A 25,278-nucleotide genomic window follows, 5' to 3' on the forward strand; every position below is an offset into this window, starting at 1 on the left:
TGTTGCAAGGCTGCTGGCATATTCAGTTTACTCCGGCGCGGTGCGGACCTGAAGGTCCTCGTGCGACAGGCTGCCGGTAAGCGGATCTGAAAGACGGGTACTGTGCGTTCGGGGGACAACCTGACACCAAAGGCACTCGATAAGGATCTCGACCGGGTCGGGTTTCTTGGCGATGCAGCAGAAGCGATGGGCCGGCGCTTGATAGCGCCCGGGCTTGCCATCTGCTTTTTGGCGGTCTGCGCAATCCTCGCGTCCCTGCAATTTGCAGCGTCGGATGTCTCAAACGTTCTGATCCTGGTTACTGGTGCAACGGTTGGCGGCTATCTCGCCATCACCATTGGCGCCAACGATGTTGCCAACAATGTCGGGCCTGCAGTCGGCGCGCGGGTGGTCAGCATAACAACGGCGCTGATCATCGCTGCGATTTGCGAAAGTGCTGGCGCGTTGTTGGCTGGTGGTGACGTGGTCACCACGATTTCAACCGAGATCGTCGCGCCAGATGACATCCCTGAAAACTTCCGCTTCATGAAAGCGATGCTGACCGCCATGGCGGCAGCGGCGATCTGGATCAACATTGCAACGCTCATTGGTGCGCCAGTCTCCACGACCCATACGATTATCGGTGGGGTGGTGGGGGCAGGCGTTGCAGCCAGCAGCTTTGCTGCGATCAACTGGTCAACGCTTGGGGTCATAGCAGCCACCTGGGTTGCATCGCCTTTCCTAGGTGGACTTGTTGCAGCGCTGCTGCTTGCCTTCATAAATGCCAAGGTCATCTATACAGACGACAAGCTTTCCGCAGCGCGCTTTTGGTTGCCGATCCTCTTGGGCGGATTGGCTGCGACCTTCACCGCCTATATGACCCATAAAGGTCTTCATCGGCTAATCGTTTTGCCGTTTATACCGGCAACGCTGGCTCCAATTGTTGTGGGGGCCATTGTCTGGGCCATCTATCGGCGGGTTGTTGCCAGTCAGGCTTTGTTTCTCGACAATCGAACACAGTCTTTGCGCTCTCTCTTTGCGATTCCGCTGATTTGTTCAGCAGCGCTGCTGTCGTTTGCGCATGGCGCGAACGACGTTGCGAACGCGATCGGTCCGCTGGCGGCGATCGTCAACAGCCAGTCCGACGAAATCAATGACTTGCACTACTGGATCCTCGGCCAGCTCAACCCGGTTGCACCTCTCTGGGTGAGCGCTGTCGGAGCCTTTGGCATTTCGGCCGGCCTTCTTTTGTTTGGCCGCCGTCTTGTAACAGTTGTCGGTAAGCGGATCACCAAGCTGAACCCGATCCGGGCGTTCTGCGTCACGCTGGCAACGTCTGGAACGGTGCTGACAGCATCCGGGCTTGGGTTGCCGGTCTCGTCCACTCATATCGCTGTGGGCGCCATTTTCGGCGTTGGTCTGTTTCGCGAATGGTACAGAAACCGGTTCGTCCCGCAGAAGGTGAATGGCAAGCGCCATCAGCCGATCCGCAACCGGGAGGAGCGTCGCCGCAGGCTTTTGGTACGCCGGACTAACTTGGTCACCATCATTGGTGCCTGGATTGTCACGGTACCTGCGTGTGCGCTCCTATCGGCGGGGCTCTTTCATGTTTTCGATTATCTGTTGGTCACACAATAGCCCGCAGTCGTCCCACATGTGAGAGTCAGGCGAGGTGGCCTGTTGGCTCAAGGGCGAGCTCTGCCCAAACGGGAAGATGATCTGACGCGATCCGCGCTGTCTTTGATTTGTGAACCCCGGCCTTTTGAACGGTGAATTCCGGACTGGTGATGATCCGGTCCAGACTGCCAACGGGCAAGGGGCTTGGAAAGCTACGGCCGGGCGTTGTGACTTCGTAGCGTTTTTCCAGAAGACGGATGCTTTTCGCATCATCGCGCCATTCGTTCAGATCGCCGATCAAAATGGTCGGCAAATAATCCAGGCCTTCGTGAAGCTGGTGCATGAGCGAGGAAATCTGTTTCTTGCGGAAATGACCGATCAGGCTGAGGTGCATGGCGGCGACCCGGATCTTCTGATCCTCCACTGCCAAATCCACGGCCACGGCACCCCGCGGCTCCAATGTTGGCAATTCAATCCGCCGGTGGTCGAGGATTTCAATGCCTTGCCGCACCAAAATAGCATTCCCATGCCAGCCGAGGCTGTGTTCGCCAACCGCAAAGGGCACCGGGCGGAAGTCGGTCTGCGCAAGAATATGATCGCGGTCGAGAGTGCTTTCACGAGGTCCGAAGCGTTTGTCGGCTTCCTGCAAGGCGATCACGTCGCATTGCAGCTCACCAATGACCTTCAATGTCCGGTCTGGCCGCCGCCGCGCATCGACACCAATCGATTTTTGTATGTTGTAGGAGCCGATCTTCAGCATTGAGCGGAGTTTGGTGACCCTTGCAATTTCGTTATATCTGAGGACATCAAGCGCCCCTTGTAGCGGAATTATGCCGCCTTGTATCCGTCCATGCGCTGTGTTGCGCGCTTCAAAGCTTCAAAACATGTTGAGTCCAACGCAGATCCGACATCGCTCTCCAAAATACCAAGGGCTTTTGCGAGCGGCATGGCTGCGCGGTAAGGCCGCTCTGCTGTCAGGGCATCGAAGATATCTGCCATCGTGACAATCCGTGTCTCCATGGAGATCCGACCTGCGGTCAACCCGTCAGGATATCCACGGCCATCGAGTTTTTCATGGTGGCCGCGCCCAATTGGTGCAAGGTCCCTGAATGCGTCCATGCGCAGGAGAATTTCGTCGGTAAAGACGGGATGAAGGCGGATCGCTTCCCATTCCAGATCGTCGAGTTTGCCGGGCTTGTCGAGAATGGAGTTGCTGACACCGAGCTTGCCGATATCGTGCAGCAATGCCGCGCGTCTCAAGAGTTGCCGGTCCCGGGCGCTGTACCCCAGTTCTTCCGCAATCATGTCGGTGTAAAGTGTGACCCGCTCGCTGTGCCCCGCCGTGTAAGGGCTCTTTGAGTCAATGACCTGCGCGAACCCTAGGGCGATATCGTCCAGCTGGTCATCATCGGTGAAGCGGACGTTCTGGGCCGGTTCCAGTCCGTACACCGTCGCCTCCAGATCGTCCGATTGGAGCGTGTCCCAAAATCCTGTCTCTGAAGCGGCTGTTTCAGCGGCTGCGACCAAGGCCGGATCAAACCAGGATCCGCTGCGCTCTTTTATTTCTGTGAGCGCGCTGTCTTTACCCGCGTTGATCTGGAACACGTCGATGACCTGCGCCAACAACGCGATCTGTGAGAACAGCGGTATGTCCGCCTGTTTCAGCCCATGCGGACGCCCCTGACCGTTCCAGTGCTCATCGAGGCTGTAAATCCCGTCAACGACCGGCTGCGAGAAATGCATCTGGCGGGCAATGTCCGCGCCGCGCTGGCAACGGGTCTCGATCATCTCCGTCGCAATATCGCCGCCGTTCTGCAAAATGTTGACGATCGCACGGACCCGTTCGGCAAATCCGTGTTTCAAACCGGTATGCGACAGCACAAACCGAAGTGCAGCAGGCAGGCTGGTCCCAATGGTCTTGAAATCGTGCTTAAAAGTCAGGTCATCCGTCAAATAGAGCTCGCAAATGCGTGCCGCATTGCTGGAACACCCGAGATCTTTCAAGAGCAGCGTATAATAAAGGTCGCTGAGTTCTGCTTCCGGCAGACCGATTTGCCGCCCGATGTGGATGCCGATCCAGCAGCAGCGGACACAATGCCCACGTGGTTGGCCCTCTGTGATGTCGAGGGCGTGACTGAGCGCTCCGAAGAGCTCGGCCATACGGATCTTACTTGTGTTTTCAGTTGGCAAAAGAAACGACCCTTACGCTCGAGTTCGCGCAAGGGTCGCCGAAGAACCTTAAGATGCGGTTGTTGTACGCGCAGGCTGTGGTCAGGCTGCGGCCAACTCCTGGGCGCTTTCGACAAGGATGCCGGCAACATAGTCCATGAAAGAGACCCACGCCTCGACCACGAATGTGTCTTCACCTGTGCGCCAGATCATGACTGGAGACTTGTGGAAGATTGTCCGTGTCACCGTGCCAACCGGGAACTTTTCCAGCGAGAAATCGATGAAAATTCCAGTGTTCAGCAACCAGCTGGCCTTTGGACCTGACACGATCAAAGCTTCTGAGCGGTGCGAAATGTCGGTGAGGGAGTGCGGCTGACCATCGAGCTTGGCCTCGATCCCGTCAAACACCGCCTGAAGCTCATCTTCAGGCGCCAACAGCGTCCATTCGTCCGGCCCCATCCAAAGCGCTGCCCGTTTTGCCGAGGTTTCCGCACCGAGCGGGGTCACCGGCAATTTCGCGCCGAAAGCTTCACCCGCCGCCGGGATGGCAGCTTCGCGCAACCGGAGCGACAGCCGTGTCATCGGCGCGGCTTTCAGAATTGAGACATCCGGAAGGCTGAGGAGCGGGGTTTCGCCAGCATCTGGCGTGATGACGTCACTGGCAAGAAGATCAGACATTGAGCCGCGCTCCTTCCTTGTCAAAGAATATTGGGCTGGTCACTTCCACCTCGATGCCGCCATCCGGCATGGGCACATAAAGCGACTTGCCATGAAGGGCATGGCCGTTTTTCACAATCGCCAAAGCGATCGTCCGGCCCATGGCGGGACTGTAGTAAGAAGAAGTCACATGACCTTCCGCTGGTGTTCCGGTGGCCGGGTTTTGCGCAACAGTGATTTGTGCGCCTTCTTCCAGCTTGACCTTCGGATCCTTGGTCAGGAGGCCGACAAACTGCTTGCGGTTTTCGGCGACAAGATCCGGGCGTTCCAGGCCGCGTTTGCCGACGAAGTCGTGCTTTTTCTTGCCGATGGCCCAGCTCATGCCGGCGTCTTGCGGGGTGACAGTCCCGTCGGTGTCCTGACCGACGATGATGTAGCCCTTTTCAGCGCGCAAGACGTGCATGGTCTCCGTGCCATATGCTGTGCCGTTGTGCTTTTCGATTTCACCTGCCAGCGTTTCCCACATCATCTTGCCATGGCGGCGCGGGACATTGATCTCGAACCCGAGTTCGCCGGTAAAGGAGATGCGGAACAAGCGGCACGGAACACCGCAGAAGGTGCCTTCCTTGACGCTCATGTGCGGGAAAGCCTCTGCGGACAGGTCAATGCCTTCGATGAACGGGGCGATCACTTCACGGGCCTTAGGTCCCTGAACTGCGGCCACTGCGTATTGCTCAGTGGTAGACGTGATCCAGACATCGAGATCCGGCCATTCGGTCTGCAGGTAGTCTTCCATCGTCGCAAAGACGCTCGGCGCACCGCCGGTGGTAGTGGTCACATGGAAGCGGTCGTCGGCCAGACGGCCAATGACACCATCGTCGACGATGAAGCCGGCATCGTTCAGCAAGAGGCCGTAGCGGCAGCGGCCAGGGGCCAGCTTTTTCCAAGGGTTGGTGTACATCCGCTCCAGGAATTCGGCCGCATCCGGCCCGACCACTTCGATTTTGCCGAGGGTTGAGGCATCGAACAGGCCAACACTCTCGCGCACTGTGGCACATTCCCTGGCGACGGCTGCGTGCATGTCTTCACCGGATTTCGGGAAGTACCAGGTCCGTTTCCACTGTCCGACGTCTTCATAAACGCCGCCATTGGCGACAACCCAGTCGTGGGACGGGGTCTTGCGGACCGGATCGAAATGATCGCCGCGGGCAACACCGGCAAACAGACCGAAGGTGGTTGGCGTATAGGGAAGGCGGAATGTCGTGAGACCGACATCCACGATCGGCTTTTCCAGAGCGCCAGAAGCGATGGACAGCGCATTCATGTTGGACAGACGCCCCTGGTCGGTCGCCATGCCGGTCGTCGTGTAGCGCTTGATGTGCTCGATCGACTGCATGCCTTCGCGCGCGGCGAGTTTGATGTCCTTGGCGGTCACGTCGTTCTGGTAGTCAACAAACGCTTTCACGCGCGAGGCATTGCGGTCATGTGGCAGGGCACCGAGAACAGCGCCTTGGCCAGCTTCCCCGCCGGATGCCGCCGCATAAGTGACCTTGGCTTCCTTGCCGATCGCAGCTTTTGCCGCTGCTTCACCAGCAGCATAGCCGTCCTCAAGTGTTGCCTGAAGGCCGTAGAGACCTTTAGCTGCTCCAGCCGAGCGCTCGTTTTGAACGGATTTTCCGGGCACGTAAGCACCAACGGTTTCGTCCCAGACAACTTTGCCGCGGGACTGTGAGTAAAGGCTCACGGTTGGCGTCCAGCCGCCCGACATCAGGATTGCGTCGCACGCGACCTGACCAGCGGATGCGACCTTGCCGGAGGTCATCAAACGGCCGAGCAGGGCGGCCTTGACCCGTGTGCGTCCGAGCGTTCCGGTGACGACACAACCAGCTTCAACCCGAATGCCGCGGGCCTGTGCAATGGCCACAAGGTTTTCTGGCGGGGTTTCACGCAAGTCGGCAATCGCCACAACATCCACGCCATGATCGGCGAGATCGAAAGCTGCCTGCCAGGCAGTGTCACAAGCGGTTGCGATAAGCACCTTGTTGCCGACTTTAACGCCATAGCGGTTGAGATATGTCCGGCCCGCATCAGCGAGGAGAATGCCCGGGCGGTCGTTTTCTGGAAAGACCATCGGGCGTTCGATGGCGCCGGAGGCGATCACCACTTCTTTGGCGCGAACCTGCCAGAGGCGTTCGCGCGGCAGCTTGGGATCCGGGTCGCTGAGGTGCTCGGTTACACGCTCGGCAAGGGCGATGTAGTTGTGCGCGAAGTAGCCAAACGCAGTCGTCCGGGACAAAAGCGTGACATTGTCCATAGAAGCCAACTTGGCACCAGTTTCCTGGACCCACTCGATCGGGGTTTTGCCGTCGATGGTTGCGTTTTCGTCCGACAGAAGCGAACCGCCAAATTCGGCCTGCTCGTCACACAGTATGACCTTTGCGCCGGTTTCAGCTGCGGCCATCGCTGCGGCAAGACCGGCTGGTCCGGACCCTGCCACCAGTACATCGCAGTGCGCGTAGATGTTGCCGTAGGTGTCGTGATCCGGGTTTTTTGGCGGTTTGCCAAGACCGGCCGCAGCACGGATGACCGGCTCATAAACGCGGTCCCAGAAGGCCTTTGGCCACATAAAAGTCTTGTAGTAGAAGCCCGCTGGAAACAAGGGCGACAAGAGGTCGTTAACTGCGCCGACGTCAAAGCCGAGCGATGGGAAACGGTTCTGTGAGATCGCCTCAAGGCCTTGGTAGACTTCCACCTGGGTTGCCCGCAGGTTCGGTGTTTGGTCGCCCTTGCGATAGACGCCGACCAGTGCGTTCGGCTCTTCAGAACCGGCTGTCACGATGCCGCGCGGACGGTGGTACTTGAAGGACCGCCCGACCAGGTGAACACCGTTAGCCAGCAGTGCCGAGGCAAGGGTGTCGCCCTTGTGGCCCTGCATTTCCTCCCCGTCGAAGGTGAAGGTCAGCTGTTCGCCGCGGTCGATCCGGCCGCCTTTTTCAGTACGGAATGGCTGGCTCATTTGCCGGCCTCCTTGGCCAATTCGTCAAGATCCGGCATCGGTTCGCCAGCCTTGTAAAACTTTAGGAAGTCGTCGCTCACGGTGTGGCGAACGGCGTTGAAGAACCGGCCACAACCATGGATGTGGCGCCAGCGTTCCGCGTAAACACCCTTGGTGTTGTCGCGCATGTAGAGATACTCAACCCAACCTTCGTCGGTGACTTCTGCAGGGTCGGACGGGCGGGCGATGTGCGCCTGGCCGCGGCAGGAAAACTCGGTTTCCGGACGCTCTACCTGGCAGTAAGGGCAGTAAACCAACAACATGTCTGTATTCTCCCCTTAGTGTGCCACGGCGGCGGCGGCCGCTTCGTCGATCAGACGGCCGGTCTTGAACCGGTCGATCGTGAAAGGTGCATTGATCGGGTGCGGTTCGTCCTTGGCAATCGTATGCGCAAAGACGTGTCCAGAGCCCGGTGTTGCCTTGAAACCGCCTGTGCCCCAGCCGCAGTTCACGTAAAGACCCTGGACAGGCGTCTTGGACAGGATGGGTGAACGGTCCGGGGTCACGTCCACGATGCCACCCCAGTTGCGCAACATGCGCATGCGCCGGAAGTGCGGGAACAGTTCGCAGATCGCGTCAATGGTATGGTTGGAAATGTGGATGCCGCCTGTCTGGCTGTAGGAGATGAACTGATCTGTTCCTGCACCAATCACCAGCTCGCCCTTGTCGGACTGGGAAATGTAGGCATGGATCGTGTTCGACATCACGACACAGGGGAAAGCGGGCTTGACCGGTTCGGAGACGAGTGCCTGCAGCGGGAAGGACTCCAGTGGCATCCGGACACCGGCCATATCCATGACGGTTGTGGTGTTGCCGGCAGCTACAACGGCGACCTTCTTGGCCTTGATGAAACCCTTGGCGGTTTCAACACCTTCAACAGCACCATCGGCGCCGCGCTTGATGCCGGTGACGAGGCAATTCTGAATGATGTCGACGCCCATGTCGTCTGCGCCGCGCGCGTAGCCCCAGGCCACCGCATCGTGGCGGGCAGTGCCACCAACGCGCTGAAGGGCAGCGCCCATTACCGGATAGCGGATGTCCCTGGAGATGTTGAGCGGTGGGCAGTAATCTTTGGCTTGTTCCGGCGTCAGCCATTCGTTTTGTACGCCCGCCAACCGGTTGGCGTGGATGTGGCGCTGTGCGACCTGAACGTCGTGGACTGTGTGGGCCAGCATCATGACGCCGCGCGCGGAGTACATGACGTTGTAGTTCAGTTCCTGTGACAGGCCGTCCCACAAATCAATGGCGTGATTGTAAAGCGCCGCGCTTTCTTCCCAAAGATAGTTGGAGCGCACGATGGTGGTGTTCCGGCCGGTGTTGCCGCCGCCAAGCCAACCTTTTTCAAGGACGGCGACGTTGCGCACGCCATGTTCCTTGGCAAGGTAATAGGCGGTAGCAAGACCGTGGCCACCGGCGCCGATGATGACCACGTCATACTCGGCTTTGGGCTCCGGCGCGCGCCATTGGCGGCCCCAGTTCTGGTGCGCGGAAAAGGCATTTTTTGCCAGTTCCAGGAAGGAATAACGCTTCATAAAGAGCGGCTCCGCACGTTTTGGACCATCACAGCCTTTCAAGTTGGAAAGACGGTCGCGGTCCGGTCCTTGTGTTCATGTCCTATGGGCACCGGCGATTGCCAATCGGCAAGCTGTGTCCGTTGGTGCGCATATTCGCGATTGCATGCCCATCTGCATATCAGGTTTCGGTCGCTTGTTGGTCTGAAAGCGACATATTCACCGGCACAGGTTTTCCGCAGGATTAGACAGGCTGAAAACACGCAAAAAATGTGAGGCCTTGGGCTGCTTTTGGGCGCAGAAAGGAACAAACCGGCGCTCTTGAATGCGTAAATCCGACATTGGATGTCGTCCCGGTTCTTGCAAATGATCTCGCTCGGAGTAACTGTGCGGGTCAATAGCATTTAGGGAGATCGTCAAATGCAAGTTCGTGCAGCCGTGGCAGTGGGCGCCGGCAAGCCCCTCGAAGTTACCACAGTCAACCTGGAAGGCCCGCGGGCTTTTGAGGTTCTGGTGGAAGTCAAGGCAACTGGCATTTGCCATACGGATGAGTTCACCTTGTCCGGTGCAGACCCGGAAGGCCTCTTTCCGGCGATTCTCGGCCACGAAGGCGCAGGGGTTGTTGTTGAAGTCGGCAAGGGCGTCACGACCCTGAAGCCGGGCGATCATGTGATCCCGCTCTACACGCCGGAGTGCCGGACGTGCGAATACTGTCTCAACCCGAAAACCAACCTTTGTCAGGCAATCCGGTCCACGCAGGGCCAGGGCCTTATGCCGGATGGGTCGTCCCGGTTCTCCACGCTCGATGGCGACCCGATCCTGCACTACATGGGGACCTCTACCTTCGCGAACTACACCGTTGTTCCGGAGATCGCTCTTGCGAAGATCAATCCGGACGCCCCGTTCGACAAGGTTTGCTACATCGGCTGCGGCGTCACGACAGGCATCGGCGCCGTGATCAACACGGCCAAGGTTGAGATTGGGTCGCGCGCGATCGTTTTTGGTCTTGGTGGCATTGGCCTCAATGTCATTCAGGGACTGCGGCTTGCAGGTGCGGATCAGATCGTTGGCGTTGACCTGAACCCGGCCAAGAAGGAAATGGCCGAACGCTTCGGCATGACCGACTTTGTCAATCCGTCCGAGGTGGAGGAAGACCTGGTTCCGTATCTAGTGAACCTCACAAAGGGCGGTGCGGATTACACATTCGATGCGACCGGCAACGTCAATGTCATGCGGACCGCGCTGGAATCGGCCCACAAGGGCTGGGGCGAGTCGATCATCATTGGTGTGGCGCCGGCCGGTGCCGAGATTGCCACACGTCCGTTCCAGCTGGTTACCGGACGTGTCTGGAAGGGCACGGCCTTCGGCGGCGCACGCGGGCGGACCGATGTCCCGCAGATCGTTGACTGGTACATGGACGGCAAGATCGAAATCGATCCGATGATCACGCACACCATGCCGCTCGAGGACATCAACAAGGGCTTCGATCTTATGCACAAAGGTGAGTCGATCCGCTCAGTGGTGCTCTACTAAGCCGGTGACGGATCTCACTGTCAGATCTGCCCGCGCAGAAGATGGGGATGGCATATGGGATATGCTGGAGCCCGTCTTCGCAGCCGGTGAAACCTACACGGTCGATCCCGATATCGACCGTGCCGGTGCGCTTGCCTATTGGACAGGCGGCAAAAAAGTCTTTGTGGTTGAAAGGGGTGGCCAACTTCTGGGCACCTACTACATCGTTCGAAACCAGAAGGGCGGTGGCTCCCATGTTTGCAATTGCGGGTTCGTCACCGCTGCTGCCGCGCAAGGCTTAGGCGTTGCCAGACTGATGCTGGAACATTCGCTCGAGACTGCGAAGGCGGACGGGTTTCGAGCGATGCAGTTCAACTTTGTCGTCTCGACAAACACGCGTGCAGTAGAGATCTGGCAGCGATACGGATTTGATATCGTCGGTCGGTTGCCAGAGGCATTTCATCATCCGCGCGACGGGTATGTCGATGCACTTGTCATGTACCGGAAGCTTTGACGGTGCGGACGCTAAAGTCTTAATGGAGTTTCCATGAAAACCCTTTCTGAAAACAAGTGTTTTGGCGGCGTTCAGGGCGTCTACAGCCACGAAAGCGCGGCGACCGGTGTAGAAATGACCTTCGCGGTCTATATCCCGCCGCAGGCCAAAGACGGTCCAGTGCCGTGCCTGTGGTATTTGTCCGGGCTGACCTGCACCCACGAAAACGCGATGACCAAGGCAGGTCTTCAGGCGCATGCCGCGGAGTTTGGCCTCGCGGTCGTCTTTCCGGACACCAGCCCGCGCGATGAGGGTGTTGCCAACGACGAGGCCTATGATCTTGGCCAGGGCGCTGGATTTTATGTCAACGCAACCCAAGATCCTTGGGCACCGCATTTCCAGATGGAAACATACATCGCAACTGAACTGCGCGACCTTGTGCAGGCGAAATTCCCGGTGTCGATCCACCATGGGATCACAGGGCACTCTATGGGAGGGCACGGTGCGCTGACACTGGCGATGAAATACCCGAGCCAGTACCGCTCCTTGTCGGCCTTCTCACCGATCGCAAACCCAAGCCAATCCGACTGGGGACGCAAGCAACTCGGTGCGTATCTCGGTAGCGATGAGACCTTGTGGACGGCGCATGACGCTGTGTGTCTCTTGAAGAAAAAGGGCTGGGTTGAGGACATCCTCATTGACCAGGGCGCAGATGACCAATTCTACGATCTGCTCAAACCCGAGGCGCTGGCCGCGGCACTTGCTGAGACAAAGACAGCCCACAGCTTCCGTCTGCAACCGGGCTACGATCATTCCTATTACTTCGTCTCGACCTTTGCCCGCGACCATGTCGCCTGGCATGCCGCGCGCTTGAAATAGGTCCAGTTATTTCGGCTTTATCCGGATCGCGCTGAGAGCCGGTGCGATCCAGCTTGCGATTGTCAGCTAAGTCCATGTTACGCGTGTGGACTCGGTATATCTAACTTTAGTTGTGGAAGCTTGCGTCTCAATTTAAAATAATTGTTCTGCATGGAATTTCGGGCCTTACGATAGCACGCTACGGCCGATTTTGCTTTTTTTTGCTAAATTTACGGAGCGACCTATGATCGTCGTTGATCAAAAAGTAATTTATATAAAGGTTCCAAAAACAGGGAGTAGCACGGTAGCGGCGGCAATTTGGGAGCATTATGGAGTGCAGCGAACTACCCCAAGTAAAGAAGTCCTGAATCTCAATTTTTACGATCGCACACGAAAATCTATCGGTTGGCACGTCGCTTTTCACGATATCGAGAATTTTCTCGGAAGACATATCTCAGACTTCAAATCATTTACAGTTCTGAGGAACCCAACTGAACGTATTGTTTCAGCCTATCGTTGGTCCCGGCAAAAAGCGCCAGAGTTCTCGCTTTTTAGTTCTTTGGATGTTTTTCTGGAAGCGGTTCTCAACAAAGATCCGAACTTACCAAAGCTCTCCAGAATTCACGCTCAACCCCAGACTTCTTGGTTGCGGAATGCGGCAGGAGAAATTGAGCCGAGCCTAAGTATATATAGAATGGAAGAATTGCATAAATGCTTGGAATTTTTTGAAAAACACCTAAGTTTTGTGCCAAATTTAGGGCACTTGAACAACTCGATTAAGCATCCGGTGCAAATTGGATCGAAAACAAATTCTATGATCGAAAAGCTTTATGAGGATGATTTCGATCTCTACGAGAAACACTTCGGAAGATTGTTTGAAACAAGTAAATTATAAAACTGAATTCAATTTTTTTGTAGAAACGACTGTCTTACTTGAGGGTAGAAAATTCTGTCGACAGTTTTGGATTTGTGAGCTGGTCAGTGTGAAATTGGACCACTTCTGTTGATCTTTGGGTGTATCTGGATTGCACTGAGAGCCAGTGCGATCAAGCTTGCGATTGTCAGCAGTCCGCCAGTCGGGGCCGCCATCGGAAAAAGACGGTTGCCGATTGTGGCGCGTGCGATTAAGTCGCCGCTGAACAGGGTGATGCCAACGACCATAAGCGCAAAGGCAACCGGCAAAAACGGAACACGCCGGATCTGCGCGACTAGTCCCATCCCTAGAAAGACGGGTGCGTGGAAGAGCAGCATGTGGGCTGCGGTCTTCATCAGACCGGTCGTATCCGCATGCGCCGAGAGAGCCAAAACCGCGACGCCCGAAGCCCCGCTTAAACCGCCAATGATCACACCGAGACGGAGAAGTTTTGAGGTGGCGTCGGACATAGTGGGCGAGGTCTGCATAATCAGAAACTCGTTGGTTGGACAATCGATTGCATGAGGTCGAAAGGTCTTGCTTGCCGTCCCGGCCTTGCGCCAGGATCTAAAAACAATGGTCCCGGCTCGGGGGCCGGGACTGCATCTCAATCAAGTCAGGCTGCGGCGAGGCCGCGGCCTTCCAGAAGGGCGTCGATTTTTGGGGCGCGGCCGCGGAACGCGACATAAGCGTCTTCCGGATCTGGACGTCCGCCAGCGGAATAGATGTTGGTCAGGAGCTTGTCCGCTGTGTCCTTGTCGAAGATGTCACCGGCTTCCTTGAAAGCGCCGAAAGCATCTGCGTCCATCACCTCTGACCACATATAGCTGTAATATCCGGATGAATAGCCGTCGCCGGAGAAGACATGCTGGAAATGCGGGATGCGGTGGCGCATAGTGATCGCTTTCGGCATGCCGATTTTATCAAGTTCGGCCTTTTCGAACGCGACCGGATCAAAGCTTGACGGATCGTCCAGCAAATGGAGTTCCAGATCGAGAAGGGCGCAGGCGGTATACTCCACGGTCGCAAAACCTTGATTGAAGTTCGCGGCTGCAAGCAATTTGTCGAGCAACGCTTTTGGCATCGGTTCGCCGGTTTTGTAGTGAACGGCAAACCTGGAAAGAACTTCAGGTTCGGACAGCCAGTGTTCGTAGAGCTGGGACGGAAGCTCGACAAAATCGCGTGCGACCGATGTCCCGGAGATCATTGGGTAAGTGACATCAGACAGTAGCCCGTGCAGCCCGTGTCCGAACTCATGGAAGAGAGTGCGCGCATCATCAAAGGTCAGAAGCGTCGCTTCACCCGATGCGCCCTTGGAGAAGTTCATGACGTTGACGATGATCGGTGTTTCGCCGCCGTCCAGCTTGTGCTGGGAGCGGAACGCACTCATCCAGGCACCGGAGCGTTTGGAAGGACGGGCAAAATAGTCTCCGAGGAACAAGCCTTTATGACTCCCGTCAGGGTTCAAGACTTCAAAGGCCCGAACATCCGGATGGTAGACAGGCATGTCCTTGAGTTCCCGGAAGGTGACACCGAAGAGGCGGGTTGCCGTGTCAAATGCCGCTTCGATTATCTTGTCGAGCTGCAGATAAGGCTTTAGCTCGGCTTCATCGAGATCGTGCTCCGCCTTGCGGACCTTCTCTGAATAGAACCGCCAGTCCCATGCCTCGATCTCATGGTTTTCGCCCAGGCTCTGAGCCATCTCGCCGAGTTTTTCTGCTTCCTCGTTCGCGCGAGCAACAGCCGGCGTCCAGACCTTGGTCAAGAGATCGCGGACGTTTTCCGGTGTCTTGGCCATCGTGTCGTCCAGCTTGAAGGCGGCGAAGCTGTCAAAACCCAAAAGCCCGGCTCTTTCAGCGCGCAGCTCCAGGGTATCCTTAATGATTGCGCGGTTGTCCGTGTCGCCCCCGTTCTCACCGCGGGCAGACCATGCCTTGAACGCTTCTTCGCGCAGCCGACGGTTGGTGGAGAACTGCAGGAACGGTTCAATCGACGAACGGGAGAGGGTGATGACATGCTTGCCGTCCAGGCCCCGTTCCTTTGCGGCTTCTGCGGCGGCTGCAATCAGAAAGTCTGGCAGTCCGGCGCGATCTTCCTCGGTTTCAAGAACCAGTTGGTACTCGGACTCATCTTTCAGAACGTTTTGCGAAAAGGATGTGCCGAGTGTTGCCAGCTTTTGCGAGAGCTCTGCCATGCGGGCCTTGTCATCTGCTTCCAGCCCCGCACCTGCGCGCTGGAACATCTTGTAATAACGTTCCAGGACCTTGGCATCTTCGGAGGGCAATCCGAGGGAGACTTTTTCATCCCAAAGAGTGGCAATCCGGTTGTAGAGTTTGGCGTTGAGCAGTGTGTCGGAGCTGTGCTTGGCAAGCTTTGGAGCAAGATCGCGTTCGATCTTCTGGAGGGCTTCGTTGGTGTGGGCGCCGCTCAAATTGAAAAAGGTTCGTGCAACTTTGGATAGAGCCTTTCCCGATGTTTCAAGTGCAACAACCGTGTTCTCGAAGGTTGCCGGTGCTGCCTGATCCGCGATTGCATCGATCTCGGCGCGGGCCTCTGCCATGGAAACTTCGAAAGCCTCTTCGAAGTGGCTCGGCTTGATCTCAGAGAAAGGTGGGAGCTCGAAAGGCGTGGTCCAGTCGGTCAGCAACGGATTGGCGGTCATGAAAGTCCTCAAAAGGGTTCGAAATCGACTGCACTCAGATATGGCGCAAGCTGATCGTCCTTTAAAGAGGCGCTTCCGTTATTCCACTACGTCGAGGTTAAACCCTTGGCTGCTGTTGTGTCGCACAGTGGATGCCGCCGCCGGTTTCGCCGAGGGAGTCGACATTGAGGGCGACGATTTCGCGGTCCGGATAAAGCCGCTGCAAAGTCCTTTGCATTTCGCTGTCTGTGTCCTGATCGCCAAATTCAGCGCATACAACGGCGCCATTCAGAACGTAATAGTTGGCGTAGGACGCAAGAAAATCATCAGATGTCACTCTGATGCGGTCGGGTGAGGGCACTTCGGTGATCTTCAAGTGACGTCCTTCCGCATCCGTCGCCGACTTCAGGATCGCGAGCGTCTTTTTGGCAGAGATAGAAAAGATGTCATTGTCGTCCGGATATGGAACTTGAATGAGAACTTCACCCGGGCGAACAAAGCGTGCGAGGGCGTCGATGTGATCATCTGTGATGTCATGACCAGCAACACCGGGTGCCCAGATCATTTTGTCCGCGCCATAGGCGCTCAGCAGCCGGTCTTCGATCTCGGCGCGTGAGAGCGTATTGCGGTTTGGATTGACCCAGCAGCTTTCATGGGCCAGCAGGGTGCCGTGGCCGTCCCATTCGACGCCGCCTGGTTCACCGGTCAGGCCGCTCGGATAAACAGTCAGGCCCATACGTTCTGCGACACGCGATACAATTTGACCGTCGTTGTCATGGACTTGTTTTCCGCCCCAGCCGTTGAACTTCATTCCCGAGACAACGAGGCCGCCCTGATCGTTGATTGCAAACAGTGGTCCTGCGTCCCGGCACCAGAGATCGTCGGTCGGGATATCCCATAACTCGACGGACTGGGAGAGACGCTTGCGGGCGTTCGCATGATAATCAGCACCGGCCAGCATGACCACAGGTTCAAACTCGGCAATGGTGTTCGCAATGTCTGATATGGTTTGCTGCAGGTCTTGCAGAAACCAGCGGTCTGGATGAACGCTGCGGTTCACTGGCCACTGCATGAACGTGCGCTCGTGCGGGTCGTCTTCTGCCGGGACGAAGTAGCCTTCGGGCAAGCCTATCGGGGAAGCTTGCGCTGACATCATGAAATCTGCTCCAGAGCTACTTGCCGCCAACACTGCTGTCGCCGCAGAGGCGCCTTGCAAAAAACGTCTCCGAGATCGGCCTGTTCTTGTCACCACATGGACCCTTTTGCCCTTTGCAACCAGTCCGCATCATAGGTCGATCCGTCGAAACTGTCCTTAATTTCCTGCATGATTTGTCCGGGGGTCGGGATGTCGCCTTTGGCAATATAGCTCTCCGGATTCCAGAGGTCTGCGCGCATGATGGCGCGGGCGCACTGGAAGTAAGCTTCCTCGATCGTGATCTCGATGACGGACCGGGGCTCTTTGCCCTCCATAACAAAAGACGCGAGCTGCGCCGGATCAACTGAGATCACCGCAAGTCCATTGATGCGCAAAACATTGTTCCAGCCCGGGATCATGAACATCAACGAGACGCGCGGATCACGAATGATATTACGCAGAGAATCAATGCGGTTGTTTCCCCGCCGATCCGGCATGAGCAAAGTGCGAGGGTCCTTGATTCGAACGACCGGGCCCGCGTCACCCCGCGGGGAACAATCAAGACCTTCCGGTCCCACTGTTGAGAGCGTGCAAAAGCAGGATTTCTCGACGATTTGACGGTAGGCGCTGGTCAGGTGATCAGTCACTTTTATGAGCGATGCTTCGCCGACTGGCCCGTAGTGTTTTTCAAGCTCATCGATGGTTTTGAGAACGGTCATAAAAAATCTCTCGTCGTTGGTTTCATGAGAAAAATTTCGGCAGGTGCATTGTTTATGTGCAGGTTTTGGCCTGGTCCAACATGTGAGGGCCTGGGCGGGCGAGCCGATCATATATGACTTTTGTCTAATGATCTGGATGAATAGGTGTTTTGCCGCATTACGTATAGGTCATTTTGCGGCGCAACAAGAAAATTTTGAGAATGGCCATGATCCAAGCATGACGTTTGTTTGCGCTGCGACATGAGTGAGGTGTCATGAGAAGTATTTAGCCAGCGTTACTTCAAAAGTATTAGGCGCTAGAAAGTAGGGCGCGCCAATAGTCGTATTGCTGACTGAAGTGCATCGTTTCTAAAGTCTTGCCAGCTTGCAGTTTTGACGTGGTGGAGCCGGGCAACCGGACGGGGAACAGGTCTGAGCTGCTTGCCGCTGTACAGCTACTGCAGGCGCGCTCAAGGTGAGCCCGCCATGCCTTTCTGGGAGGAAAGAATGAGCTTAATTCGCAAACCCCTTAATCGCCGTTCGATTCTGCGCGCCGGCGCGCTCGGCGGTACGGCTCTCGCCATGCCGACGGTGTTCACCAGCCGTGCGTGGTCGCAGGGCTACTTGAATGAGCCGACCGGCTCGACAGTTACCCTCGGCTTCAACGTTCCGCAGACCGGACCTTATGCCGAAGAGGGGGCTGACGAACTCCGTGCTTACGAACTTGCTGTTGAACACCTGAACGGTGAAGGCGACGGCGGAATGATGGGCACCTTCTCGTCGAAGGCGCTGAAGGGCAACGGTATTCTCGGCAAGAAGGTCGAGTACGTAACCGGTGACACCCAGACCAAGTCTGATGCTGCCCGTGCATCTGCAAAGTCGATGATCGAAAAAGACGGCGCAATCATGATCACCGGCGGTTCGTCCTCCGGCGTGGCCGTGGCCGTGCAGGCGCTCTGCCAGGAAGCTGGCGTGATCTTCATGGCGGGTCTGACCCACTCCAACGACACCACCGGTAAAGACAAGCGCGCCAACGGCTTCCGTCACTTCTTCAACTCCTACATGTCAGGTGCAGCTCTTGCTCCGGTGTTGAAGAATGCATACGGCGCTGACCGTAAGGCCTACCACCTGACCGCGGACTACAACTGGGGTTACACCACAGAGCAGGCTGTCAAAGAGTCCACCGAGGCTTTGGGTTGGGAAACCGTTGAGACCGTCAAAACCCCGCTCGCCGCGACGGACTTCTCGGCTTACATCACACCGGTTCTGCAGTCCGATGCTGACGTTCTCGTTCTGAACCACTACGGCGGCAACATGGTGAACTCACTCACCAACGCTGTTCAGTTCGGCCTGCGCGACAAAGTCGTGAACGGCAAGAACTTCGAGATCATCGTTCCGCTCTACTCCCGCCTGATGGCGAAGGGTGCTGGTGCGAACGTTAAAGGCATCTTCGGCTCCACCAACTGGCACTGGTCGCTGCAGGACGAAGGCTCCAAGGCTTTCGTGAAGTCCTTCGGTCAGAAATACGGCTTCCCGCCAAGCCAGGCTGCGCACACCTGCTACGTTCAGGCTCTGCTTTATGCGGATGCTTGTGAGCGTGCCGGCACGTTCAACCCATGCGGTGTTGTTGAAGCCCTCGAAGGCTTCGAGTTCGACGGTCTCGGCAACGGCAAGACCTTGTACCGCGCTGAAGATCACCAGTGCTTCAAGGACGTTCTGGTCGTGAAGGGTAAAGAAAACCCGACATCCGACTTCGACCTTCTGGAAATCGTCGAAGTGACACCTGTGGAGCAGGTGACCTATGCACCGGATCATCCGCAGTTTGCTGGTGGTGCACTGGGTACCTGTAACTCAGGCGCCTAATCCAATCTAAAAAAATCCGACAGGGCGGGTCTCTGCCCTGTCGGTATTTTCCTTGAAATCTAGCGCGGTTGGGGGCTACCGCCACGCGCTGTTGATCCGAGCTGAGAGCGATGGACGCGATACTTCTTCAAATCTTGAACGGTCTGGACAAGGGGTCCGCTTATGCGCTGATCGCCCTTGGGCTGACCCTCATTTTCGGCACATTGGGCGTTGTCAACTTCGCCCACGGCGCGTTGTTCATGATCGGGGCCTTTTGCGCGGTCACACTGAACCGTCTGCTGTCCGTGTCGTTCACCACCATCGACGATACCCGGACCGACTTCCTCGGGAACCCGCTGAAGGTTGAAACACCTTATGTAGAAGCCTGGTTTGGCCCCGAGATGGGAGGCGCGATCATTGATTGGTCGGTGCCCCTTGCGATCCTATTCTCAATTCCGATCATGGCTTTGGTCGGCCTGTTCATGGAACGCGGCCTGATCAAATACTTCTACAAGCGCCCGCATGCGGACCAGATCCTGGTGACCTTCGGCCTAGCGATCGTTCTTCAGGAAATCATCAAGTATTTCTACGGCGCAAATCCGATCCCGACACCGGCTCCGGAAGTCTTCGCTGGCAGCTTTGATTTCGGTGCGATGATCGGAATGGACCCGAATGTCATCATCTATCCTTACTGGCGGATTGTTTACTTCCTGTTCGCCACGGTCATTATCGGCGGGGTCTTCGCCTTCCTCCAGTTCACAACCTTCGGCATGGTTGTTCGAGCGGGTATGGCAGACCGGCAAACGGTCGGATTGCTCGGCATTGATATCGACCGGCGCTTCACCATCATGTTCGCCCTTGCTGCGATTGTGGCAGGCCTTGCAGGCGTGATGTATGCCCCAATCAATTCACCCAACTACCACATGGGGATGGACTTCCTTGTCCTCAGCTTCGTCGTTGTGGTTGTCGGCGGCATGGGCTCGCTACCCGGGGCCGTCGCTGCTGGGTTCCTGCTCGGGATTCTCGAAAGCTTTGCGTCCATGGCGCAGGTCGTCGCCCTGCTGCCGGGCATCAACCAGATCATCATCTATCTCGTTGCGATTGTGATCCTTCTCACCCGTCCGCGGGGACTGTTGGGCCGCAAGGGCGTAATGGAGAGCTAAATCATGCTTGGACTTAACAAAAAAGACACGTCGCTCTTCATCCTCGTCTTGCTGCTGGTTGTATTTGCGCCGTTCCTTCTGAATCCTTTTCCGGAAAATTCAGAGCTCGCGCAATTCAACGCAGGCTATCCTGACCTGATGCAACGCTTCCTGATTTTCGGGATCTTCGCCATTGGCTTCAACATCCTCTTCGGCCTGACTGGATACCTCAGCTTCGGTCACGCTGCCTTCCTGGGTGTTGGTTCCTACGCTGGCGTCTGGATGATGAAGCTGCTGACCATGAACGTTCTGCCGGCCATCATTATCTCGGTGATCTTTGCCGGTCTGTTCTCTGTCATCGTCGGATACATTTCGCTGCGGCGTTCAGGCATCTACTTCTCGATCCTGACCCTCGCGTTCGCTCAGATGTCGTTCTCTCTGGCTTATTCGGTCCTCACCCCAATCACGGCCGGTGAAACCGGACTGCAGCTTGCGCTTGATGATCCGCGTATCCTCGGCGTGAGCCAGGTAGATGGGACCATTCCGCTTGCCCACTTCTTTGGGATCGACATGCGCGACAGTTTTGAATTGGCCGTTGGCGGGTGGCTGTTCACGTTCAATGCGGGCTACTACCTCTGCGCTGTTGTGATGATGATCGCTTTCTATATTGCGATCCGGATTTTCCGCTCGCCCTTCGGCATGATGCTGCGCGCGGTGAAGTCCAACCAACAACGTATGAATTTCACGGGTCTTAATTCTAAGCCTTATACACTTGCTGCCTTCGTCATCTCTGGGATGTATGCCGGTCTGGCTGGTGGTCTGATGGTGGCGATGGATCCGCTTGCAGGTGCGGAGCGCATGCAGTGGACAGCGTCTGGTGAGGTTGTCCTGATGACCATTCTCGGCGGTGCAGGCACCTTGATCGGTCCGGTCCTTGGAGCTGGTTTCATCAAGTATCTGGAAAACATCTTTTCCAAGATCAACGACAACATCCTCTACGAATGGTTCTCCGGTCTTCCGGAAGGCATCGCTGACTTCCTGGTGTTCGTCATCCACCCGTTCATCGGCAAGGGCTGGCACCTGACACTCGGCATCATGTTTATGCTGATCGTTATCTTCCTGCCTGGTGGCATCATGGAAGGTCTTGAGAGGATCGGGCGGCTGTTCAAGCGCAAGTCGTCCACCGCGAAAGGCTCTGGTGCCAAACCATCCGCCGCGCCAGCTGAATAAGGTGATTTGATATGGAAATCCTCAAAGTCGAGGGCGTAAACAAGTCGTTTGGCGGACTTCGGGCTCTCAACAACGTTAACTTCAGTGTGGAAGAAGGCACCGTCCATGCGATCATCGGTCCGAACGGAGCCGGTAAGTCGACTTTCCTCAACTGCATGATCGGGCGTCTGGCTCCAGATACCGGAACCGTGATGTTCGGGGACATTTCTCTGACCGGCATGAAACCGCACGAGATCAACCAGGTGGGTGTGTCGCGCGTGTTCCAGACACCGGAAATTTTCGGCGATCTGACCCTGATGGAAAACATCATGATCCCGGCACTTGCCAAGCGGGACGGCGAGTTTGCACTCCACGCGTTTGCGCGGGTGGATCAGGATGCCGAGATTCGGGACAAGGCCATGCATATGCTGGAAGATGTCGGTCTCGCCGAAAAGCGTGACATCACAGCGAGCTCCTTATCGCGTGGTGACAAACGCCGGCTGGAGCTTGCGATGTGCTTGTCACAGGATCCGAAACTTTTGCTTCTGGACGAGCCGACAGCTGGCATGTCCCGGGCAGATACCAACAACACCATCGATCTTTTGAAACGCATCGGTGACCGCGGCATTACCAAGGTGGTCATCGAGCACGACATGCACGTTGTGTTCTCGCTGGCCGAAAAGGTTTCCGTTCTGGCGCAAGGGGCGATCATCGCCGAAGGCAAGCCAGAAGACATCAAGGGAGATCCGAAAGTTCAGGAAGCCTATCTCGGAGGAGCGCACCTGTGACCATTCTTGAAGACCAATTCGCCGGCAAAACGGCGCCGGCTGTTCCGCCAAAGAAAGCCCGCGGTGGTGCTCCGGCCTTCTTTTCTGCCTGGGACCTTCACGGCTACTACGGCGAGAGTTACATCGTGCAGGGCGTCAGCTTCGACGTGCGCGAAGGCGAGATCCTTGCTCTTCTTGGCCGGAACGGTGCGGGTAAGACCTCGACCTTGAGGACGATCGCCCGCATGGACGACCCCGCGCTCACCCACGGGGAAATTTGGCTCGACCACAAGCCTCTGCATGAAATGAAGAGCTTTCAGGCCGCTCAAAACGGGGTCGGCCTGGTGCCAGAGGACCGCTGCATCATTCCTGGCCTTACGGTTCAGGAGAACCTGGAGCTGTCTCAGATTGCAGAGCCCAAGGGCTGGTCGATCGAGCGGATCTATGAGCATTTTCCGCGGCTCGCAGAGCGGCGCAACCAGGAAGGCACCACCATGTCCGGTGGTGAGCAGCAAATGCTTGCGGTTGCCCGTATCCTGGCACGGGACATCAAGCTCCTGTTGCTGGATGAGCCCTATGAAGGCTTGGCGCCGGTTATCGTCCAGGAAATCGAGCGTATCCTGGAAGGCGTGAAGGATCTGGGCATGACAACCATCATCGTTGAGCAGAACGCCATCGCGGCGCTCCACTTGGCGGACAGGGCGGTGATCCTCGACATGGGTGAGGTTGTTTTTGACGGCACGGCGCAAGAGGTGCTGGACAACGCAGAGCTCCGACAGGAGTATCTCGCGATCTAAAGCTGCCAGAATATTGGATGATCAAGGGCCGGCGTTTGCGCCGGCCTTTTTTGTTCGGTTGTTCGACCAGTGGCGCTGCCTATAGTGGAAACCGTGTTTCATTGATTCTGCGGGCTGGGGCGGCGGGATGTCCATATTACGATCAGAACTTCCGAGCCTCGTCGGGTTCCTTGCCTTTGCCGCCTTCAAGCTGCTTGGCGATGGTCTGAAACCGGCCGCAGTTGGCACGTTTGGCAGCCTGATCCTGCTCGCGCTGATCTTTATCGTTGTGATGTGGTGCGCCTTTTCCGTCGTGCGCCATGCTGAAGGCTTGGCGACACTGTTCGGCGAACCATACGGGACCTTGATCCTGACACTGGCTGTGATCGGCATCGAGGTGGCGCTGATTGTTGCGATTATGCTGTCCGGCGATGCGGTTCCGACCATGGCGCGGGATACAATGTTCTCAGTCGTGATGATCGTCCTGAACGGTTTGGTTGGGCTTTGTCTGTTGCTGGGCGGCCTAAAGCACCGTAACCAGACGTATAATCTTCAAGGCGCGAACGCGTTTTTGTCAGTGCTTGTCCCGCTCGCAATATTTGCACTTGTGTTGCCGCGCATCACGCATTCCGCTCCAGGTGGTGAACTGTCGCCGCTTCAAGTCGGCTTTGAGATCGCGATGTCAGTAATTCTTTATGGTGTTTTCCTGGCCATACAGACCGTGACCCACAGCGACATCTTCCGCCAACCGGACAGTGCCGGTCACGATGAACATCATGGTGTGGTTGTCCGGACCGTTCCGTTTCATGTGATTGGGCTTTTCGGCGCGCTTTTGCCGATCATACTCCTGTCAAAGAGTTTGGCACTTTACGTTGATTTCGGAATTGCCGCTGTCGGCGCGCCGATCGCTTTCAGTGGCTTCATTGTCGCTGCACTTGTTTTGATGCCGGAGGGAATGAGTGCGGTGCAGGCCGCGCGGGACAACATGCTTCAGCGGGCAGTCAACATTTGTCTTGGGTCTGCGGTGGCAACAATTGGTTTGACTGTGCCCGCTGTCTTGATTGTCGGATGGTGGACCGGTTTGCGGGTTGAACTTGGCCTGGAAACGACCGAGATCATCATGTTGGTGTTGACCCTGTTTGTGAGCCTTTTGACCTTCGGCAGCCGCACGACGAACTACCTGCAAGGCGCTGTCCACCTTGCCTTGTTCGCAGCCTATATCATGCTGATCTTCGATCTTTCGTGAAACGCGGACCAACAGGCTGCTGACTTCAGTCAAGTGGTGGTTGGACTGCCGCCGCAAATATGATTTCCTGAGCGCAGTTTCTGTTTCCAATCCCCCTGATTCCGGTTGCCTATGCTGCTCCTTTCTGAAGACCAAACCCGTCACGCGCTGCCATTTCCTGCTCTGATCGACGCTCTGGAAGAGATTTTCCGTTCTGGATGTGTGATGCCGACCCGTCACCACCATGACATGGAAATGTCGGGAGAACCGGACGCGACCATGCTCTTGATGCCGGCGTGGGTGCCAGGTGAATACGCCGGGGTAAAGGTGGTCAACGTCATGCCGGGGAACACTGCGCGGGGATTGCCGGCAGTGGCGGCGCAGTATCTTCTGTCTTCCGCAAAGACAGGCGAAATGCTGGCTCTGATTGACGGGGGCGAATTGACTGCCCGGCGAACGGCGGCGGCATCTGCGCTCGCAGCCAAATATCTTGCGCGGGAAGACGCAAGTCATTTGCTGATTGTCGGCACAGGTCGTCTTGCCCCAAATCTCGTGGCCGCACATATGGCGGCTCGGCCAATCAAGCAGGTGACAATCTGGGGCCGTTCGAAGGAAAAGGCCGCTGAACTTGCGCGCCATGTTGGCGCGACCTATCCGGTTTCTGTGACCGTTGCCGGTCATCTGGAGGATGTTCTCGGCAAGGCGGATATCATTAGCGCTGCGACACTTTCCAACGAACCGCTGATCAAGGGCGCCCTCGTTAAACCGGGCGCTCATGTCGATTTGGTTGGCGCGTTCAAGCCGTCCATGCGGGAAAGCGACGACGACCTGGTCCAACGCGCGGACCTTTTTGTCGATACAAGAGATGGCTGCCTTGTCGAAGGCGGTGACGTGGTCCAGCCCCTAAAGGCCGGTGTGATTGCACCGGAGGACATCAAGGCCGACCTTTATGACCTTTGCCGAGTTACCCATCCAGGACGCCAGTCCGATGATGCGGTGACCTTCTTCAAATCGGTGGGAGCGGCATTGGAAGACCTTGCGGGTGCCATGCTCGCCTATGAGACGGCGCGCAAATAGAT

Annotated in this window: 22 protein-coding genes; 12 read left to right on the forward strand and 10 right to left on the reverse strand. The window is 56.7% G+C overall.

Translation table 11 applies throughout. From position 1 onward, the window contains the following. The first annotated feature begins 102 nt into the window (after positions 1-102). Complete coding sequence (locus RBB44_RS15400; RefSeq protein ID WP_306148584.1) at positions 103-1,617, forward strand: inorganic phosphate transporter; 1,515 nt, start codon at positions 103-105, stop codon at positions 1,615-1,617. Between the two features lie 25 nt (positions 1,618-1,642). Here RBB44_RS15400 and RBB44_RS15405 read toward each other — a convergent pair whose 3' ends face one another. The 6 genes from RBB44_RS15405 to RBB44_RS15430 all read right to left on the reverse strand — a co-directional run bounded on the left by RBB44_RS15405 (position 1,643) and on the right by RBB44_RS15430 (position 9,009). After that, on the reverse strand, positions 1,643-2,356 hold the full coding sequence (locus RBB44_RS15405) for an endonuclease/exonuclease/phosphatase family protein (RefSeq protein ID WP_306148585.1): 714 nt from the start codon (positions 2,354-2,356) through the stop codon (positions 1,643-1,645). A 68-nt stretch (positions 2,357-2,424) separates the two neighbouring features. Next, positions 2,425-3,756, reverse strand: coding sequence for an HD-GYP domain-containing protein (locus tag RBB44_RS15410; protein WP_306148586.1), 1,332 nt, complete (start codon positions 3,754-3,756; stop codon positions 2,425-2,427). A gap of 111 nt (positions 3,757-3,867) precedes the next feature. Continuing rightward, a complete protein-coding gene (locus RBB44_RS15415) occupies positions 3,868-4,443 on the reverse strand; it encodes a sarcosine oxidase subunit gamma (protein ID WP_133947114.1) in 576 nt (191 codons plus the stop codon). Next, entirely contained in the window at positions 4,436-7,438 is a 3,003-nt protein-coding gene (locus RBB44_RS15420) for a sarcosine oxidase subunit alpha family protein (RefSeq protein WP_306148587.1), read from the reverse strand. The genes RBB44_RS15415 and RBB44_RS15420 overlap by 8 nt, the downstream gene beginning before the upstream one ends. After that, complete coding sequence (locus RBB44_RS15425; RefSeq protein ID WP_008190152.1) at positions 7,435-7,740, reverse strand: sarcosine oxidase subunit delta; 306 nt, start codon at positions 7,738-7,740, stop codon at positions 7,435-7,437. The genes RBB44_RS15420 and RBB44_RS15425 overlap by 4 nt, the downstream gene beginning before the upstream one ends. 15 nt (positions 7,741-7,755) lie before the next feature. Then, on the reverse strand, positions 7,756-9,009 hold the full coding sequence (locus RBB44_RS15430) for a sarcosine oxidase subunit beta family protein (RefSeq protein ID WP_306148588.1): 1,254 nt from the start codon (positions 9,007-9,009) through the stop codon (positions 7,756-7,758). Between the two features lie 399 nt (positions 9,010-9,408). Here RBB44_RS15430 and RBB44_RS15435 point away from each other — a divergent pair, with 399 nt between their 5' ends. The 4 genes from RBB44_RS15435 to RBB44_RS15450 all read left to right on the forward strand — a co-directional run bounded on the left by RBB44_RS15435 (position 9,409) and on the right by RBB44_RS15450 (position 12,746). Continuing rightward, positions 9,409-10,521, forward strand: a complete 1,113-nt coding sequence (locus RBB44_RS15435) for an S-(hydroxymethyl)glutathione dehydrogenase/class III alcohol dehydrogenase (RefSeq protein WP_008194504.1) — start codon at positions 9,409-9,411, stop codon at positions 10,519-10,521. Between the two features lie 61 nt (positions 10,522-10,582). Next, positions 10,583-11,014, forward strand: a complete 432-nt coding sequence (locus tag RBB44_RS15440) for a GNAT family N-acetyltransferase (RefSeq protein ID WP_306148589.1) — start codon at positions 10,583-10,585, stop codon at positions 11,012-11,014. A gap of 33 nt (positions 11,015-11,047) precedes the next feature. Then, the gene (fghA, locus tag RBB44_RS15445) at positions 11,048-11,872 is read left to right on the forward strand and encodes an S-formylglutathione hydrolase (protein WP_306148590.1); all 825 of its coding nucleotides are present in this window, start codon (positions 11,048-11,050) and stop codon (positions 11,870-11,872) included. Between the two features lie 223 nt (positions 11,873-12,095). Continuing rightward, complete coding sequence (locus RBB44_RS15450; RefSeq protein ID WP_306148591.1) at positions 12,096-12,746, forward strand: sulfotransferase family 2 domain-containing protein; 651 nt, start codon at positions 12,096-12,098, stop codon at positions 12,744-12,746. Positions 12,747-12,829: 83 nt separating this feature from the next. On the opposite strand, the gene RBB44_RS15455 is transcribed toward RBB44_RS15450, so the two are convergent. From RBB44_RS15455 to RBB44_RS15470, 4 genes are all read right to left on the reverse strand, one after another. Next, positions 12,830-13,234 (reverse strand): DUF423 domain-containing protein, encoded by a 405-nt coding sequence (locus tag RBB44_RS15455; protein ID WP_306148592.1) that lies wholly within the window; start codon positions 13,232-13,234, stop codon positions 12,830-12,832. 146 nt (positions 13,235-13,380) lie between these two features. After that, the gene (locus RBB44_RS15460) at positions 13,381-15,426 is read right to left on the reverse strand and encodes a M3 family metallopeptidase (protein WP_306148593.1); all 2,046 of its coding nucleotides are present in this window, start codon (positions 15,424-15,426) and stop codon (positions 13,381-13,383) included. Positions 15,427-15,523: 97 nt separating this feature from the next. Then, positions 15,524-16,657: an agmatine/peptidylarginine deiminase gene (locus RBB44_RS15465; RefSeq protein ID WP_371932270.1), complete on the reverse strand. Its 1,134-nt coding sequence runs from the start codon at positions 16,655-16,657 to the stop codon at positions 15,524-15,526. Next, positions 16,651-17,259, reverse strand: a complete 609-nt coding sequence (locus RBB44_RS15470; protein ID WP_306148594.1) for a pyridoxamine 5'-phosphate oxidase family protein — start codon at positions 17,257-17,259, stop codon at positions 16,651-16,653. The genes RBB44_RS15465 and RBB44_RS15470 overlap by 7 nt, the downstream gene beginning before the upstream one ends. 486 nt (positions 17,260-17,745) lie before the next feature. Between RBB44_RS15470 and RBB44_RS15475 the strand changes: the two genes are divergently transcribed. From RBB44_RS15475 to RBB44_RS15505, 7 genes are all read left to right on the forward strand, one after another. Continuing rightward, positions 17,746-19,101: a substrate-binding protein gene (locus RBB44_RS15475; RefSeq protein ID WP_133947123.1), complete on the forward strand. Its 1,356-nt coding sequence runs from the start codon at positions 17,746-17,748 to the stop codon at positions 19,099-19,101. A gap of 110 nt (positions 19,102-19,211) precedes the next feature. After that, a complete protein-coding gene (locus tag RBB44_RS15480) occupies positions 19,212-20,243 on the forward strand; it encodes a branched-chain amino acid ABC transporter permease (RefSeq protein ID WP_133947124.1) in 1,032 nt (343 codons plus the stop codon). Positions 20,244-20,246: 3 nt separating this feature from the next. Further along, positions 20,247-21,452, forward strand: a complete 1,206-nt coding sequence (locus RBB44_RS15485) for a branched-chain amino acid ABC transporter permease (RefSeq protein WP_306148595.1) — start codon at positions 20,247-20,249, stop codon at positions 21,450-21,452. Between the two features lie 11 nt (positions 21,453-21,463). After that, complete coding sequence (locus tag RBB44_RS15490) at positions 21,464-22,219, forward strand: ABC transporter ATP-binding protein (protein ID WP_306148596.1); 756 nt, start codon at positions 21,464-21,466, stop codon at positions 22,217-22,219. Then, on the forward strand, positions 22,216-22,995 hold the full coding sequence (locus RBB44_RS15495) for an ABC transporter ATP-binding protein (RefSeq protein WP_133947127.1): 780 nt from the start codon (positions 22,216-22,218) through the stop codon (positions 22,993-22,995). The genes RBB44_RS15490 and RBB44_RS15495 overlap by 4 nt, the downstream gene beginning before the upstream one ends. Positions 22,996-23,122: 127 nt before the next feature. Beyond that, a complete protein-coding gene (locus RBB44_RS15500; RefSeq protein WP_306148597.1) occupies positions 23,123-24,220 on the forward strand; it encodes a calcium:proton antiporter in 1,098 nt (365 codons plus the stop codon). A 111-nt stretch (positions 24,221-24,331) separates the two neighbouring features. Then, positions 24,332-25,276, forward strand: coding sequence for an ornithine cyclodeaminase family protein (locus RBB44_RS15505; RefSeq protein WP_306148598.1), 945 nt, complete (start codon positions 24,332-24,334; stop codon positions 25,274-25,276). The last annotated feature ends 2 nt before the right edge of the window (positions 25,277-25,278 follow it).

It is taken from the genome of Roseibium sp. MMSF_3247 (genome assembly GCF_030733765.1).
Taxonomy (GTDB): Bacteria; Pseudomonadota; Alphaproteobacteria; order Rhizobiales; family Stappiaceae; genus Roseibium.